The sequence below is a fragment of the Collinsella aerofaciens genome (assembly GCF_005844325.1).
GTDB lineage: Bacteria > Actinomycetota > Coriobacteriia > Coriobacteriales > Coriobacteriaceae > Collinsella > Collinsella aerofaciens_G.
The window spans coordinates 1-14,695 of the sequence record NZ_SPFY01000005.1 but is presented as its reverse complement, the minus strand read 5'-3'; the positions used below and the strand labels follow the sequence as shown (position 1 = coordinate 14,695).

The 14,695-nt window shown below is 58.7% G+C and carries 17 protein-coding genes; 15 read left to right on the top strand and 2 right to left on the bottom strand.

Annotated features, from left to right (window positions below):
• The first annotated feature begins 3 nt into the window (after positions 1-3).
• From FGQ61_RS02845 to nagA, 12 genes are all read left to right on the top strand, one after another.
• Positions 4-432 (top strand): hypothetical protein, encoded by a 429-nt coding sequence (locus FGQ61_RS02845; protein WP_118206488.1) that lies wholly within the window; start codon positions 4-6, stop codon positions 430-432.
• Positions 433-447: 15 nt separating this feature from the next.
• A complete protein-coding gene (locus tag FGQ61_RS02840) occupies positions 448-1,146 on the top strand; it encodes a HEAT repeat domain-containing protein (RefSeq protein WP_138374508.1) in 699 nt (232 codons plus the stop codon).
• 6 nt (positions 1,147-1,152) lie between these two features.
• Positions 1,153-2,238, top strand: coding sequence for an isocitrate/isopropylmalate dehydrogenase family protein (locus FGQ61_RS02835; protein ID WP_138374507.1), 1,086 nt, complete (start codon positions 1,153-1,155; stop codon positions 2,236-2,238).
• A 126-nt stretch (positions 2,239-2,364) separates the two neighbouring features.
• A complete protein-coding gene (locus tag FGQ61_RS02830) occupies positions 2,365-3,450 on the top strand; it encodes a hypothetical protein (RefSeq protein WP_138374506.1) in 1,086 nt (361 codons plus the stop codon).
• Between the two features lie 630 nt (positions 3,451-4,080).
• Entirely contained in the window at positions 4,081-4,524 is a 444-nt protein-coding gene (locus tag FGQ61_RS02825) for a PTS sugar transporter subunit IIA domain-containing protein (RefSeq protein WP_117743271.1), read from the top strand.
• Positions 4,524-4,805: a preprotein translocase subunit YajC gene (gene yajC / locus FGQ61_RS02820; protein WP_022094612.1), complete on the top strand. Its 282-nt coding sequence runs from the start codon at positions 4,524-4,526 to the stop codon at positions 4,803-4,805. Before FGQ61_RS02825 ends, yajC begins: the two co-directional genes overlap by 1 nt.
• A 36-nt stretch (positions 4,806-4,841) precedes the next feature.
• Positions 4,842-5,324, top strand: a complete 483-nt coding sequence (gene agaV / locus FGQ61_RS02815; RefSeq protein ID WP_022094611.1) for a PTS N-acetylgalactosamine transporter subunit IIB — start codon at positions 4,842-4,844, stop codon at positions 5,322-5,324.
• 90 nt (positions 5,325-5,414) lie between these two features.
• Entirely contained in the window at positions 5,415-6,215 is an 801-nt protein-coding gene (locus tag FGQ61_RS02810; RefSeq protein WP_022094610.1) for a PTS mannose/fructose/sorbose/N-acetylgalactosamine transporter subunit IIC, read from the top strand.
• Complete coding sequence (locus FGQ61_RS02805; protein ID WP_138374505.1) at positions 6,205-7,287, top strand: PTS system mannose/fructose/sorbose family transporter subunit IID; 1,083 nt, start codon at positions 6,205-6,207, stop codon at positions 7,285-7,287. Before FGQ61_RS02810 ends, FGQ61_RS02805 begins: the two co-directional genes overlap by 11 nt.
• Positions 7,288-7,472: 185 nt before the next feature.
• A complete protein-coding gene (locus tag FGQ61_RS02800) occupies positions 7,473-8,204 on the top strand; it encodes a GntR family transcriptional regulator (protein WP_138374504.1) in 732 nt (243 codons plus the stop codon).
• A gap of 114 nt (positions 8,205-8,318) precedes the next feature.
• Positions 8,319-9,485 (top strand): AgaS family sugar isomerase, encoded by a 1,167-nt coding sequence (locus tag FGQ61_RS02795; protein ID WP_138374503.1) that lies wholly within the window; start codon positions 8,319-8,321, stop codon positions 9,483-9,485.
• 118 nt (positions 9,486-9,603) lie between these two features.
• Positions 9,604-10,773: an N-acetylglucosamine-6-phosphate deacetylase gene (gene nagA / locus FGQ61_RS02790; RefSeq protein WP_022094606.1), complete on the top strand. Its 1,170-nt coding sequence runs from the start codon at positions 9,604-9,606 to the stop codon at positions 10,771-10,773.
• Between the two features lie 75 nt (positions 10,774-10,848).
• Here the strand turns inward: nagA and FGQ61_RS02785 are convergent, their stop codons facing one another.
• On the bottom strand, positions 10,849-11,433 hold the full coding sequence (locus FGQ61_RS02785; protein WP_022093846.1) for a flavodoxin domain-containing protein: 585 nt from the start codon (positions 11,431-11,433) through the stop codon (positions 10,849-10,851).
• Positions 11,434-11,589: 156 nt separating this feature from the next.
• Between FGQ61_RS02785 and FGQ61_RS02780 the strand changes: the two genes are divergently transcribed.
• The 3 genes from FGQ61_RS02780 to FGQ61_RS02765 all read left to right on the top strand — a co-directional run bounded on the left by FGQ61_RS02780 (position 11,590) and on the right by FGQ61_RS02765 (position 14,137).
• Positions 11,590-12,471, top strand: coding sequence for an aldose 1-epimerase family protein (locus FGQ61_RS02780; protein ID WP_138374501.1), 882 nt, complete (start codon positions 11,590-11,592; stop codon positions 12,469-12,471).
• A 59-nt stretch (positions 12,472-12,530) separates the two neighbouring features.
• Entirely contained in the window at positions 12,531-13,466 is a 936-nt protein-coding gene (locus FGQ61_RS02775; protein WP_138374500.1) for a hexose kinase, read from the top strand.
• A gap of 197 nt (positions 13,467-13,663) precedes the next feature.
• Positions 13,664-14,137 (top strand): NanQ anomerase/TabA/YiaL family protein, encoded by a 474-nt coding sequence (locus tag FGQ61_RS02765; RefSeq protein ID WP_117716293.1) that lies wholly within the window; start codon positions 13,664-13,666, stop codon positions 14,135-14,137.
• A 217-nt stretch (positions 14,138-14,354) separates the two neighbouring features.
• Here FGQ61_RS02765 and FGQ61_RS02760 read toward each other — a convergent pair whose 3' ends face one another.
• Complete coding sequence (locus FGQ61_RS02760) at positions 14,355-14,630, bottom strand: hypothetical protein (protein WP_138374499.1); 276 nt, start codon at positions 14,628-14,630, stop codon at positions 14,355-14,357.
• Between the last annotated feature and the right edge of the window lie 65 nt (positions 14,631-14,695).

Here is a 14,695-nt window from a genome sequence, read left to right as displayed (position 1 = left end):
CCCATGAGCTGGACGTTCGTGGTGCTCGCGCTGGTGCTCTTTATCTTTGCGATCTATATTGGCTTTTTGTGCGGCCAGTGGGCGTGCGAAAAGCGCGTGATCACCAAGCGCGACTACTGGATTGCCAATTTTGCAGGAGCGGCGGCAGTCGTCCTACTGACCTGGGTGTTCTCGCTGTTCCCGCTGGTGCAGTTTGCGCCGATCGGCTGGCTCGGCGGCTTTATCGCCGGTCTTAAGATGAGCTTTGGCGAGTCCGTCGGTCCGTGGCGCAAGCACGACGAGGTCTTTAACGTCAACAAGGCTCATCGCGCCGCCGCCGACGCGGGCGACGCTGAGGAACGCCGCCGTGCGCGTCGCAATGGCGCGGCCGACCGACAGCTCATCTCGGTCACCGATGACAGCAAGGGTGCTGGCAAGCACGCTAAGAAATAGTAAGAAGAGGTAACTATGGCAGAAAACAAAGACGAACAGCTCACCGACGAGGAGCTGGCACAGCTTCAGCTGGCAGAGGAGAACGAGAACGCCGTCGACCGTCTGGTCAAGGAGCTCGGCTGCCCCACGCGCCGCATCCGCCAGTTTGCCGCCCGCGTGCTGCACCTGCTTGCCGAGCGCGATCCGCAGCGCGTCGTGCCCTGCGTGCCCGCGCTGATCGAGGCGCTCGACCGCCCCGAGGCGCAGACCCGCTGGGAGGCCCTCGATGCCCTGACGGCGCTCGCCACCACCTGCCCCGAGCAGCTGGGCGATGCCTTTGAGGGCGCCGAGACCGCGCTGTTCGACGAGATCTCCTCCACGCTGCGCTATGCCGCCTTCCGCCTGCTGTGCGTATGGGGCGCCGCGAGTGTCGAGCGTTCGCGCGAGGCTTGGCCCATCCTGGACGAGGCTATCCAGTGCTACCACGGCGACCTTGAGTATCGCGACATGCTCGGTTGCCTGTACGAGTTTGGCCAGGGCGAGATTGACGCCGAGGTCGCCGAGAAGCTCGCGCTGCGCCTTAAGTTCGACGCCGAGAACGGCAAGGGCAGCTATCTCAAGGCCCGTTCGAGCGAGATTTGCGAAATGCTTGTTAAACGTTTTGGCCTGGATCTCTCCAAAAAGAAGAAGCGTGCTACCGTTAAAAAATCTGACGACGCCGAAGACGAGGAGTAACAGATTATGGCGCACGATGTAGTCCTGATTCCCGGTGACGGTATCGGTCCCGAGATTACGCAGGCCATGCGCCGCGTGGTCGAGGCTGCCGGTGTCCAGATCAATTGGAACGTCCAGGAGGCCGGTGCCGGCGTCATGGACGAGTTTGGCACGCCGCTGCCCCAACATGTGCTCGATGCGGTCGCCGAGACCAAGGTTGCCATCAAGGGTCCCATCACCACGCCGGTCGGCACGGGTTTCCGCAGCGTCAACGTGGCCCTGCGCAAGCACTTTGACCTGTACGCCTGCGTGCGCCCCTGCCTGTCGCAGCCGGGCGACGGCTCGCGCTTCCGCGACGTCGACCTGGTCATCGTGCGCGAGAACACCGAGGACCTCTATGCCGGCATCGAGTTCGATGAGGGGGCTGCCGAGGTCGAGGAGCTCTCGCAGCTTGTCGAGCGCTCGGGTCAGAAGGCCTTCGCCGCCGATTCCGCTATCTCGATCAAGCCCATCTCCATCGCCAAGAGCCGCCGCATTGTGGAGTACGCCTTTGAGTACGCCCGCCGCTGCGGCCGCAAAAAGGTGACGGCCGTGCATAAGGCCAACATCATGAAGGCGACCGATGGCCTGTTCCTGCGCGTTGCGCGCGAGGTGGCCGCCAACTATCCCGATATCGAGTTCAACGACAAGATCGTCGACGCCACCTGCATGGGCCTGGTCCAAAACCCCAACGACTTCGATGTCCTGGTGCTGCCCAACCTGTACGGTGACATCGTGAGCGACCTGTGCGCCGGCCTGGTGGGCGGCTTAGGGATGGCCCCCGGCTCCAACATCGGTGCCGACTGCGCCATCTTCGAGGCAACGCACGGCTCCGCGCCCGATATCGCCGGTCAGGATATCGCCAACCCCACGGCCGAGATCCTCTCTGCTGCGATGATGCTCGATCACCTGGGCGAGAACGACGCTGCCAATCGTATCCGTGCCGCCGTATCTGCCACGCTCGACGAGGGCGAGCAGGTTACCGGTGACGTGCGTCGTGCCCAGACCGGCTCCGTCGAGGGCGCCGTGGGCACACAGGCCTTTGCCGATGCCGTTATCGCGCACCTGGCCTAAGGTATGCACGCTGCAAACGCCTAAATAGTACTTAAGTGTTTGCGTATAACCTAAGAATCAATACGCCCGGCACTCTGTCGGGCGTATTCTATTGAAGACTATGTTTCCTAACAAGGAGTAACCGATATGGGTCTGATTCAAAAGAAGGACGAGAAGGACGAGATCGACGGCATCCAGATCATCGAGCGCGGCGAAGGCCCCGACGGTGACGAGGACGAGAAGATCGACCTGGTCACCGGTACGTCTGCCGAGCACATTGCTGCCGGTACGACGGCCGAGGAGGAGGACGCCCGTCTGGAGGCTCAGATTGCCGCGGATGCCGCTGACGAGGATCTGATGCCCGAGGAGCAGGACGAGGACGACGACTCCGACGTGGATGACCACACTTGCAAGCACAAGAAGACGATGATTGCCGCCTTTGTGGTTGCAGTCGTGATTGCTGCCGTGATTGGCTTCTTTATTGGCAATGGTGGTTTTGGCGGCAAGGGTGTCGGCTCGTCGACCCTGACCGAGGACCAGCTCGATTCGACCGTGGCAAGCTACAGCTACAACGGCAAGAAGAGTGACATCACCGCACGCGAGGCCATCGAGAGCCAGTACAGCCTCGACACCGTCAAGGACGACGACGGCAACTATACCGCTCCGTCTGCCGACGTCATCCTGTCCTACGTGCGCAACAAGATCCTGCTCGATGCTGCCGAGGACGAGGGCATCACCGTCTCTTCTAAGGAGATGAAGAAATACGCCGAGGATTCCATCGGCACTTCGGACTACAAGACCATGGCCACGCAGTATGGCGTGTCCAAGGACCAGGCCAAGCAGATCGTCCGCCAGTCCGCGACGCTGCAGAAGCTCTACAAGAAGAAGGTGGGCGATAGCTCCGCAAGCATGCCGACCGCTCCGACCGAGCCTTCTGACGGCAATGAGGACACCGCGAGCAAGGATTACGCCGACTACATCATCAACCTTGCCGGCGACGAGTGGGATAGCTCGAAGGGTACCTGGAAGGACGAGAACGGCACCTACGCTAAGGCCTTTGCCGACGATGCCTTTACGGCCGATAGCGCTACCTATAAGCAGGCTATGACCGCCTACTACACTGCTTACCAGCAGTACTCTTCGCAGGCTTCGAGCGCCAGCTCCAAGTGGACCGAGTACGCTAACGGCCTGTACGCCAAGGCCAACATCAGCATCTACGGCCTGTTTGCGTAAGGTTTGCCTGAACTACTGCGCGCTAACCGATCTACCTGATTAAGCCCGCTAGAACGGACAACGTTCTAGCGGGCTTTTTGTTACCGAAACCACTGGGGTAGGCCTCGAGCCCGCACAATGCTCCATCGGGTTCCCCTAATTCATCTGGGAAAACAACTGCAAACGATTGCAAGTAACCGGTGAACGGTCGAAAACTACCGTTCACCGATAATCTCAAAACTGGTTCTAACTGGTATTAAGTCAAAAAGACCAATTCACATATCTTCACAATGACCTGCAATTTTTCTACACGCTATTTTTAGCCGCCCTGCGTTGTTTAGACACAGGAAAAGATCCGATCTTTTGCCAAAGCATTTCGAAACGGTTTCAAAACCGCAGGTAGAAGTGTTAACGACCGGTAAACGGTCGAAATATCACCGTGAGCGGTGCAAAAACGTTTTACCGTATGAATCAACGAAAGCGACCTCTTCTGGGGTGATATAGTGACAACAACACGTCACGTGGTTACTACCAGTTTAGAAACCACTGGTCTTCAAAGAACGCTTTCTAAGAAGCTTTAAGGGCGAGCGCCCGCTGGCTTCCGAAAATCATCGGACACAGATCGTACGCACCTTCGGAAGGGAAATTTGAATGGTTGGCTTTATTCTTACCGGTCATGGACAGTTCGCACCCGGCCTTGCAAGCGCTATCGCTATGGTTGCCGGCGACCAGCCTGCTTTTACCGTCGTTCCTTTTGAGGGCGACCAGGCTGCTTCCTACGGTGAGGATCTCCGCGCCGCTATTACCGCCATGCGCGAGGAGTGCGATGGCGTGCTCGTCTTTACCGACCTGCTTGGCGGCACCCCGTTCAACCAGTCGATGATGATTGCCCAGGATGTCGACAACGTCGAGGTTCTGACTGGCACCAACCTTCCCATGGTTATTGAGCTTCTGTTCCTCCGCGGCAATGCCACGCTCGCCGAGCTTGGCGAGCAGGCCGTGACCGTTGGCCAGACGGGCATCACCGCCCAGACGGTCGCATCCGTTGCCGGCTCCGACGAAGAGGATATCTTCGGCGACGAGGACGGCATCTAATGGCCGATTTCGGAGCCAACGTCCTGAGCTCCTCGGTCGCTCTTTTAGGCCTGCTTGTCATCATGGGCTTGATTTACACCATCTGGTCGCAAATCAACATGAAGAAGAAGCAGAAGTACTTCAAGGAGCTGCACACCGAGCTCAAGCCGGGTCAAGAGGTTCTTTTCGCCGGCGGTATCTACGGAACCGTCAAAGGCATCGAAGGCGAGAAGGTCCAGATCAAAGTCCGATCCGGAGCCGTCGTAGATGTTTCGCGTTACGCGATTCAGGAGATCAAGTAACTGTCGTCAGCAAATAACGAAAGGAAGCTGATCAACATGGCAGAACCCAACATTCTTCTTACCCGCATCGATAACCGACTGGTTCATGGTCAGGTTGCCACCCAGTGGAACTCCACCCTGGGCTCCAACCTCATCCTCGTCGCCAACGACGACGTGGCGTCCAACACCATGCGCCAGAACCTCATGAAGATGGCCGCTCCCGCCGGCGTCGCTACGCGTTTCTTCTCTCTGCAGAAGACCATCGACGTCATTGGCAAGGCGAGCCCGCGCCAGAAGATCTTCATCGTGGCCGAAACACCGGAAGACGTGCTTACGCTCGTCAAGGGCGGTGTGCCTATAAAGAAGGTAAACATCGGCAACATGCACATGTCGGAAGGAAAGCGCCAAGTCGCCACCTCCGTCGCAGTTAACGACGAGGATGTCGCTGCGTTTAAAGAGCTGCAGGAATTGGGGGTGGAGTTGGAGATCAGGCGCGTTCCGAGCACGCCTGTTGAGGACACGAGCAAGCTCTTCTCGTAATCCTCATGATCCACGTTGTCAGGAATGAAACCCTGACATTCTGTACGTGAAATCCAAAGTGCGTACATTCATTTTGAAAGGAGGAGCAAGATGGAATACTCGATCATCCAGATCGCTCTGGTCTTCGTCGTCACGTTCATCGCGGCAATCGACCAGTTTGACTTCCTCGAGTCTCTCTATCAGCCCATCGTCACCGGCGCCGTCATCGGTCTTATCCTTGGCGACCTCAACACCGGTCTTCTCGTGGGTGGTACCTATCAGCTCATGACGATCGGCAACATGCCGATCGGAGGCGCTCAGCCGCCTAACGCCGTCATCGGCGGCATCATGGCAGCCATTCTCGCTATCGCCACGGGCCTCGAGCCCAACGCGGCAGTCGGCCTCGCCATTCCGTTCGCTCTGCTTGGCCAGCTCGGCGTTACCCTGGTCTTCACGCTTATGTCCCCGCTTATGTCCACGGCCGATAACATGGCTCACAACGCGGACACCAAGGGCATCGAGCGCCTGAACTACTTCGCCATGGCTCTGCTCGGCCTGATCTTCGCTGTCGTCGTCACCCTGTTCTTCATCGCTGGCGCTACCATTGGTCAGACCATCGCTTCCGCCATCCCGACTTGGCTGCAGACCGGTCTGTCCGCTGCAGGCGGCATGATGCGCTTCGTCGGCTTCGCCGTCCTGCTCAAGGTTATGATGAACCGCGATATGTGGGGCTTCTTCCTCATGGGCTTTGGCCTCGCGCTCATCACCGTTGCCAACGATTCTCTGGCAACTCCTGCTCTGCTCATCCTCGCTCTCATCGGCTTCGGCATCGCTTTCTGGGACTTCCAGCAGCAGACCGAGCTGAAGGGTGCAGCTGTTTCTGACGGAGGTGACTTCGAAGATGGCATCTAATGAGTATGTGATCCCGGAGCACTACGAGGATCTCACTCCTGCTCCGCAGCTCGACCAGAAGACCCTCAACAAGATGGCTTGGCGCTCCTGCTTCCTGCAGGCCTCGTTCAACTACGAGCGTATGCAGGCCGCTGGCTGGCTCTACTCCATCATTCCCGGTCTGGAGAAGATCCACACCAACAAGAACGACCTCGCGGCTTCCATGAGCCACAACCTGGAGTTCTTCAACACCCACCCGTTCCTCGTCACCTTTGTTATGGGCATCGTGCTTTCGCTCGAGCAGAACAAGGTTGACATCCCCACGATCCGCGCCGTCCGCGTCGCCGCAATGGGCCCGCTCGGTGGTATCGGTGACGCCCTGTTCTGGCTGACGCTCGTGCCTATCACGGCCGGCATCACCTCCAACATGGCCATCAACGGCAACGCTGCTGCGCCGATCATCTTCCTGGTGATCTTCAACGCTGTCCAGTTCGCTCTGCGCTTCTGGCTCATGAACTGGTCCTACAAGCTTGGCACCAGCGCTATTGACGCTCTGACCGCCAACATGCAGGCCTTCACGCGTGCCGCTTCCATCATGGGCGTCTTCGTCGTCGGTTGCCTGGTCGTCACCATGGGTGGCACCCAGATCAACCTCCAGATCCCCAATGGCACCACCCGTGGTCTCTCCGCTACTACCGTGATCGTCTCCGAGAAGGAGGCCGAGAACTTCACCGGTATGGAGGGCATCGATACCGAGACCGCTGAGGCCGGTACCATCGCCATGACCGATAAGGACGGCAACGCCCTTACCGCTTCCGATGCCGACGGCAACGCTGTCGAGTGCGGCGTCACCGATCTGGGCAACGGCATGGAGTCCGTGACCTACGGCACCGTTACCGAGGATCCGGTCAACTTCTCTGTTGCCGACACCCTCAACACCATCGTCCCGAAGCTCGTCCCGCTTATGCTTACGCTGCTGCTTTACTACATGTTCGCTAAGCACAGCTGGACCCCGACCAAGGGCATTCTCCTGCTCTTCGTCCTTGGCATCCTGGGCGCTGGCCCGCTTGGTCTCTGGCCGAGCATCTGGTAAGGCTCTAGCTTGAGGGGTGTGTCCCTACGCGGCTCACACCCCGACCCCTTAAGCCATGTGTATGTTAAAAGCCGCGTGCTCGAAAGAGCGCGCGGCTTTTGTTTTCTTAATGATTCGGGTGTGGCAGACAGATAATGCATAACACCCTAGGTAGTTAGCCGAATTCGAGCAAAAGGGAGGATAGGATGGCGATCGGAGCGCATAAGCAACCGCTGTACGATCAGCTGGTCGATATTCTGACCGAAAAGATTGACCATGAATATCGCGCCGGTGACATGATTCCTTCCGAGCGCGAACTTTCGGAGCGCTATGGTCTCTCGCGCACTACGGTACGCCTGGCTCTGCAGGAACTGGAGCGTTTAGGACTGGTGGTTCGGCAGCACGGTCGCGGTACCTTTGTGACCGACCGCTCGGCAAAGGCAACCAATCTTATGCAGTCCTACAGCTTTACCGAGCAGATGCGCGCGATGGGTCGCGACCCCGAGACCACGATTCTCGATTTTTGCGAGATGGAGGCCGATAAGAATCTGGCTGAGCATATGGGATTGCGTATCGGTGATCGCATTTTTAAGCTCAAGCGTCTTCGTTCTGCCGACAACATGCCCATGATGGTCGAACGCAGCTATCTACCGGTTCGTCAATTTCTATCCCTAAAGCGACCACTGCTAGAGCGTAAGCCGCTTTACGATGTGATTGAGCAAGACTTTCAGCAAAAGATACGCGTGGCCGAAGAGGAGTTCTATGCGAGCATAGCCCGTCCCACCGATGCTCACCTTTTGGGAATTGTCGAGGGCTCGCCTGTGCTCGACTTGGTCAGGACTACGTATAACGAGTCAAACGAGGTTGTGGAGTATACACTCTCGGTTGCTCGTGCCGATCAGTTTAAATACAAGGTTTACCACCAGCGCAGTAACTAGTGCTCGCATCGTTTCCATATGGTGATTCTTTGCATTTAACTGGTTACTACCAGATAACCAACCGAAGTGTATAATTGCACGTCAGAGGATTACTTCTAGAGAGAGGTATTAGAAATGTTCGAGAAGAGTGTCGAGGAGCTCACCGAGCTCGGCGCCCAGATCACCACGGCCGAGATTGCTCAGCAGCCCGAGCTTTGGCGCGATACGCTCAACATCTATCGCGAGAACAAGGAGGCCATCGAGGCCTTCCTGGCCGAGGCTCGCGCTATGGGCGAGGGTCGTCTGTCCGTTGTCTTCACCGGTGCCGGTACGTCCGACTACGTTGGCGATACCTGCGCCCCGTACCTGCGTCACGCTGGCAACACTGATCTCTACGACTTTAAGCCCATCGCCACGACCGACATCGTGAGCGCCCCGCGCGACTTCCTGCGCGCCGAGGATCCCACGCTCGTGGTTTCCTTTGCCCGCTCTGGCAACAGCCCCGAGAGCCTTGCCGCCGTTGCCGTTGCCAAGGAGCTCGTCCACAACGTCAAGTTCCTCAACATCACCTGCGCTCCCGAGGGCAAGCTCGCCGTCGAGTCCGCCGATGATCCCAATGCGCTGACGCTACTCATCCCGCGCGCCAACGACAAGGGCTTCGCCATGACCGGTTCCTACACCTGCATGACCCTGCTCTCCACCCTTATTTTCGACACTGCCTCTGACGAGCAGAAGGCCGAGTGGGTCGAGACGATTGCCAAGATGGGCGAGGAGGTCATCTCCCGTGAGCCTGAGATCGCCGATTACCTGGCTGGCGACTTCAACCGCGTGACCTACTTGGGTTCTGGCTCCTTCGGTGGCCTTGCCCAGGAGAGCCAGCTCAAGATCCTCGAGCTCGCTCACGGTCTGGTTGCTACTTCCTACGACACCTCCATGGGCTATCGTCACGGACCTAAGTCCTTCGTCGACGATAAGACGCTCGTCTTCGTGTTCGTCAACAACGACGCCTACACCCGTCAGTACGACATCGACATCCTCAACGAGATCGGTGGCGACAAGATTGCTCAGCACACCGTTGCCGTTCAGCAGGATGGCGCTACCGTCTACGAGGGCGAGTCCTTCACCTTTAAGGGCTACGAGGCGCTTCCCGAGGGCTACCTTGCCCTGCCGTTCGTGATGTTTGCCCAGGCTATCAGCCTGCTCAACTCCGTGCGCGTGGGCAACACGCCCGATACGCCGAGCCCCACCGGCACGGTCAACCGCGTGGTTAAGGGCGTGACGATTCACCCCTTCACCGCTTAATCGCGTCCCCCTGTAAGGGCGCCCGTCCGCTCATAACGGCGGGCGGGCGCTTTTTGTTTTTACATGGACCGGGTATAAGCATTACCACAGTCAACTGCTTTAGAAGCAAGGAGTGCATATGAGCACGTACGCAATTAAGGCTGACAAGTTCTTCTTGCCGGCAGGCCCGCAACTGGGCGGCTATCTTATGGTCGAGGATGGCGTTTTTGGCGCCTGGCAGGCCGACGAGCCCTCTTGCGAGATCAAGGACTACACGGGATCGTGGATCGCACCGGGTATGGTCGATACTCACATCCATGGCTTCTATAACCACTCGACTACCGACAACGACCCCGAGGGTATCGATATCAGCTCGACCGAGCTCGCCCGTCGCGGTACCACCAGCTGGCTGCCCACGACGTTCACCGATGGCGTCGAGCAGATCAAGGATGCCTGCGCCGCCATCGCCCAGGCGGACGAGGGCCGCGGCCCCGACTTCTGCGGTGCTCGCATTCAGGGCATCTATCTGGAGGGCCCCTTCTTTACCATGAAGCACGTGGGCGCGCAGAACCCCGCTTATCTTATCGATCCCTCCGAGGAGGTCTTCGATCAGTGGCAGGAGGCTGCGGGCGGTCGCATCGTTAAGAGCGCCATGGCGGCCGAGCGCGACGGTGCCGCTGCTTATGCGGCTGCTCTGAACGCCAAGGGTGTGGTGACCAGCATCGGTCACTCCGACGCCACCTACGATGAGTGCATCGCCGCCATCAACGCCGGTGCCAGCTGCTTTACGCATACCTATAACGGCCAGCGCGGGCTGCATCACCGTGAGCCCGGTGTCGTGGGTGCCGCCATGTCCACGCCCGAGACCTATGCCGAGATCATCTGTGACGGCAAGCACGTGAACCCTGCCGCCATCAAGGCGCTGCTGCAGGCAAAGGGCTGGCAGCACACGGTGCTCATCACCGACTGCCTTGGCTGCGGCGGCATGCCCGAGGGCAGCTACACCAGCGGCGGCATGGACGTCATCATGAAGGACAACCTGTGCTGGCTCGCCGACGGCAAGAGCATTGCCGGCTCGGTGCTCACGCTTGCCCAGGGCGTCAAGAACATCGTCGACTGGGGCATCGCCAGCGCCGATATCGCCATCCGCATGGCAACCGAGGTGCCGGCTCGCTCTGCACACATCGAGGATAAGTGCGGCAGCATCATGCCGGGTCGCGACGCCGACTTTGTCGTGTTCGACCATGAGCTCACCCTCGTCGAGACGTATGTTGGCGGCCAGAGCGTCGGCAACGCCTTTACCGAGTAACGATAGAAAAAGACGGCGGGCCCGAATCTGCTCGGACCCGCCGTATGGGTTAAACGCTCAAAAGCACCTTAACAGTTACAGCTTGTTAGCGATCTTCTTTGCCGTGCGCTTGACGCCGGCCACAAGACCCCCCGCGGGATGCTCCTTTTCGTATGCTAGACGCTTCTCGCGCTTGGCGTACTCTTCGACGATGATGTCGCCATACTCGTCTTCGATCTTGTCGAAGAAGTCGACGGCGCCCTTAATTTCCTCAGCGGTCGGGTGTCCCTTCTGGACGCCGCCGGTAATCTTGAACGGACCCCACGTGTCAAATCCGGGGCAGCCGTAGACACCCATAAAGATGGCCTGCCTCATGCGGCAGATGCCATCGATATCCTTGCCGTACCACTTGTTTTTGCCACCGTAGGTCATAAGGCCAAACACCTTGTCCTGCGGCTGCAGCACGTTCGTGAGCACGCGCGCCATATCTTTGTCGATCTCGGAGTAATAGATGCCCGTGGCGACACCGATCAGATGGTATTCGTGCAGGTCGGGGTACTCGTTTTTACCGAGTGACTTCACGTCGAGGGTATCGATTTCGGGGTGCGCCTCGACGATGGCGTCCACGAGCTTTTTCGTATTGCCGTGGTGGCGTGAGGCATAAAGGATGATGGTTCGCATAAGAAGGCCTTTCAGCTGTAATTGCATCAATGTCTGTATGGTACCCCGTTGCATGCCTGGGAAACCGGACGCATCGATGAACGTGCGGGTTTGTCCTTTGGTCAGGGCCGAGACGGGTTCTTGCGAGCAAAAAGCAGTTGTTCGAAAGGATGGACAATGGAATACGCTCTCTCCAACGATTCGATTTCTATCAAGGTCTCCACGGCCGGCGGCTCGTTTACCTCGATTGAGGCTGGAGGTCGCGAGTACTTGTGGCAGGGCGATCCCGCCGTGTGGTCCGGCCAGGCACCGATTTGCTTCCCGATTTGCGGAGGTTTGCGCGATAACAGCGCCATGACGTTTGCCGGACATCATGTGAAGCTCGCCCGCCACGGCTTTGCGCGTAAGCAGGAGTGGAAGCTGTTGAGCCAAAGCACAAACGAGTTGGCTATGTGCCTGGCATCCGAGGATAACGCTGCGCTGCTGAGCGATTATCCGTATCCGTTTAAACTTGTCGCCCGCTATACGCTCGAGGACGCCGCCGTGCGTGTCTCCTATGAGGTTACCAACGAGGGCACCGAGGACATGCCTTTCTTTATCGGTGGACACCCCGGCTTTAGGTGTCCGCTCGACGAGGGTGAGTCCTATACGGACTACGAGTTGCGTTTTGAGAAAGACGAGGCTGCGGAGCTCTGCACCGCCGTTCCCTCGACCGGATTGATTGATGTGGACAGGCGTTCCAAGAACCCCATGGTGGGAAAGACGCTGCCTTTGTCGCATGAGCTCTTCGATTTTGCGGAGACCATCTTTGACGTGCTCGAGAGCCGTCAGGTCACGCTTTCCAAAAAGGGCGAGGACAAGGGCGTTCGCCTGAGCTTTGAGGGCTTCCCGTACCTCATTGTGTGGAGCAAGCCCGAGGGTGATTTTGTGGCAGTTGAACCCTGGGGCGGCCTCTCGACCTGTTCCGATGAGGATGACGTGCTTGAGCACAAGCGCGGCTGCCTTATCGCCAAGCCCAAAGAAACCATCGTGCGCTCGTTCACAATCGAGATTCTGTAATTCCGTTTTGTCGACTCGTATCGCGAGGCACAAGGAGCCTGCGAGATAAGGAGCTAAAAATGATCCTCACCGTTACGATGAACCCGTCTGTCGATACGCGCTATCAGCTCGATGAGCTCGTTATCGACGACGTCAACCGTGTGACGCCCGAAAAGACCGCTGGCGGCAAGGGCCTCAACGTGGCCCGTGTGCTGGGTCAGCTGGGCGACGACGTTGTGGCAACAGGTCTGCTCGGCGGCCACATGGGCGCCTACATGGCTGAGCTCATGGACGCCAACGGTATTAAAAACGACTTTGTGCCCATCAAGGGCGAGACTCGCATTTGCCTCAACATCCTCCACGCCGGCAACCAGACTGAGCTGCTCGAGAGTGGCCCGACAATTGCCCCCGAGGAGCTCGATGCCTTTACTGCAAAGTTCGCCGAGCTTGCAGGCAAGGCCGATGTCGTCACCATCTCGGGTTCGCTGCCCCGCGGCGTCGAGGCGGACTACTATGCCAAGATCACGGGCATTGCCGAGAACGCCGGCGCCAAGGTGCTGCTCGATACCTCGGGTGCTTCGCTCGAGGCCGCCCTTAAGTCCGAAATTAAGCCCGAGCTGGTCAAGCCTAATCTGACCGAGATTAACGGCCTTCTGGGCACGAGCTTTACCACCGACGATGTGGACGAGCTCCGCGCCGCACTTGCCTCTGACGCCCGCTTCTCCGATATCCCCTGGGTCGTCGTGTCCATGGGTGCCGCCGGTTCCGTGGGCTTCCACAATGGCCGTGCGTTCCGCGCCAAGACTCCCGATATCCCCGCCGTTAACGCTACGGGCTCTGGCGACTCCACTATCGCAGGCTTCGCGCATGCCATCGCTGCTGGCGCAGACGACGAGACGGTACTGCGTACCGCCAACACCTGCGGCAAGCTCAATGCCATGGATCCCATGACCGGCCATCTGGTCATGGACCGTTGGGACGAGGTCTACAACGGCGTTGTCGTGACCGAGCTGTAAGAGCTTGGGTGACGGCCCCGGCATCGCTTGCTAGCTCATGTCGACGACAAGTGCGGTAGCATTATGCCGGGGCGCGACGCCGAGTTTGTCGTGTTCAATCCCGACCTTACCCTGGTCGAGGCGTATGTGGGTGGCAACAGCGTCGGTAACGCGTTTGCCGAGTAGCCGCCAAAGAAGCGATCCGAGAGGGGATTTAGATGATTTACGGTGCATTGGGCGATATCGAGGAGTATCGCGGAATGCTCAAGGGCCTCGACGTGTTGATCGACTGGCTCGAGGAGAACGACCCGGCGGAGCTCGAGGTCGGCAGCCATCCGATTCTGGGCGACAAGGTCTATGCGAACGTCATGGCTCCCACGACGCGTCCCGAGGCCGAGGCTCACTATGAGACGCATCAGCGCTATCACGACCTGCAGATCGATGTCGAGGGTCGCGAGGCCTTTAAGGTCGCTACGGGCAGCTTGACGCTGGTCCAGGAGTTTGACGAGAAGGACGACTACGATCTGGTCGATTCCGACGCCTCGATCGCCGGCGATCTTGCTGACGATAAGTTTGCACTGTTCGTTGCCGGCGAGCCTCATATGCCCACGCTCGAGTTCCCGGGCGATGGCGCGCAGCCGGTCAAGAAGATCTGCTTTAAGCTGCTTGCAGATGCTTACTGGGAAGAGTAACGCGCTGCTCGGCTGAGCTGTTCGTGTTGTGAGCGTTTTCCTTTGGAGGAGCGCGCTTAGGCCCCGCTGATCGCGGTTCCTTTGGGGATTGCGGCTGGCGGGGCTTTTTGTTGAGTAGGGGAGTTGCCGGCGGCGTTGTGCTTGGATTGGCATTGTGCGATAAATCGGGGCTTATAGGACAAAATGTGTGTCCCGATAGAACATCCGTTTCCATCCATTAATCAAGCCAGAACGGGTACGGGTCCCTGTGGTGGAGGTCCTCCCACACTGCCCTGTCGCCCCACTCCGGCCCTCCGTCCTCGCGCGACGGCGAGGCGGAGTAGACGCTGAACAGGAAGTCGATGTCCGCGTCGGTCGGCATCGCGGCGAGCTTCTCGCGCGCCGTCCTCGCGTCCCCCGAGTGCGCGTGGCACCACCAGAACACCGCCTTCACGCGCTTGACCGACGTCAGCCCCCGGTGGTTGCGCAGGACGGCCCTCAGCTGCGAGTTCACCCCTCCCTCGTGTTAGCGTCAATATAATTTTCACCATTTCCACCAACGCATTTTCGCCAATCGCG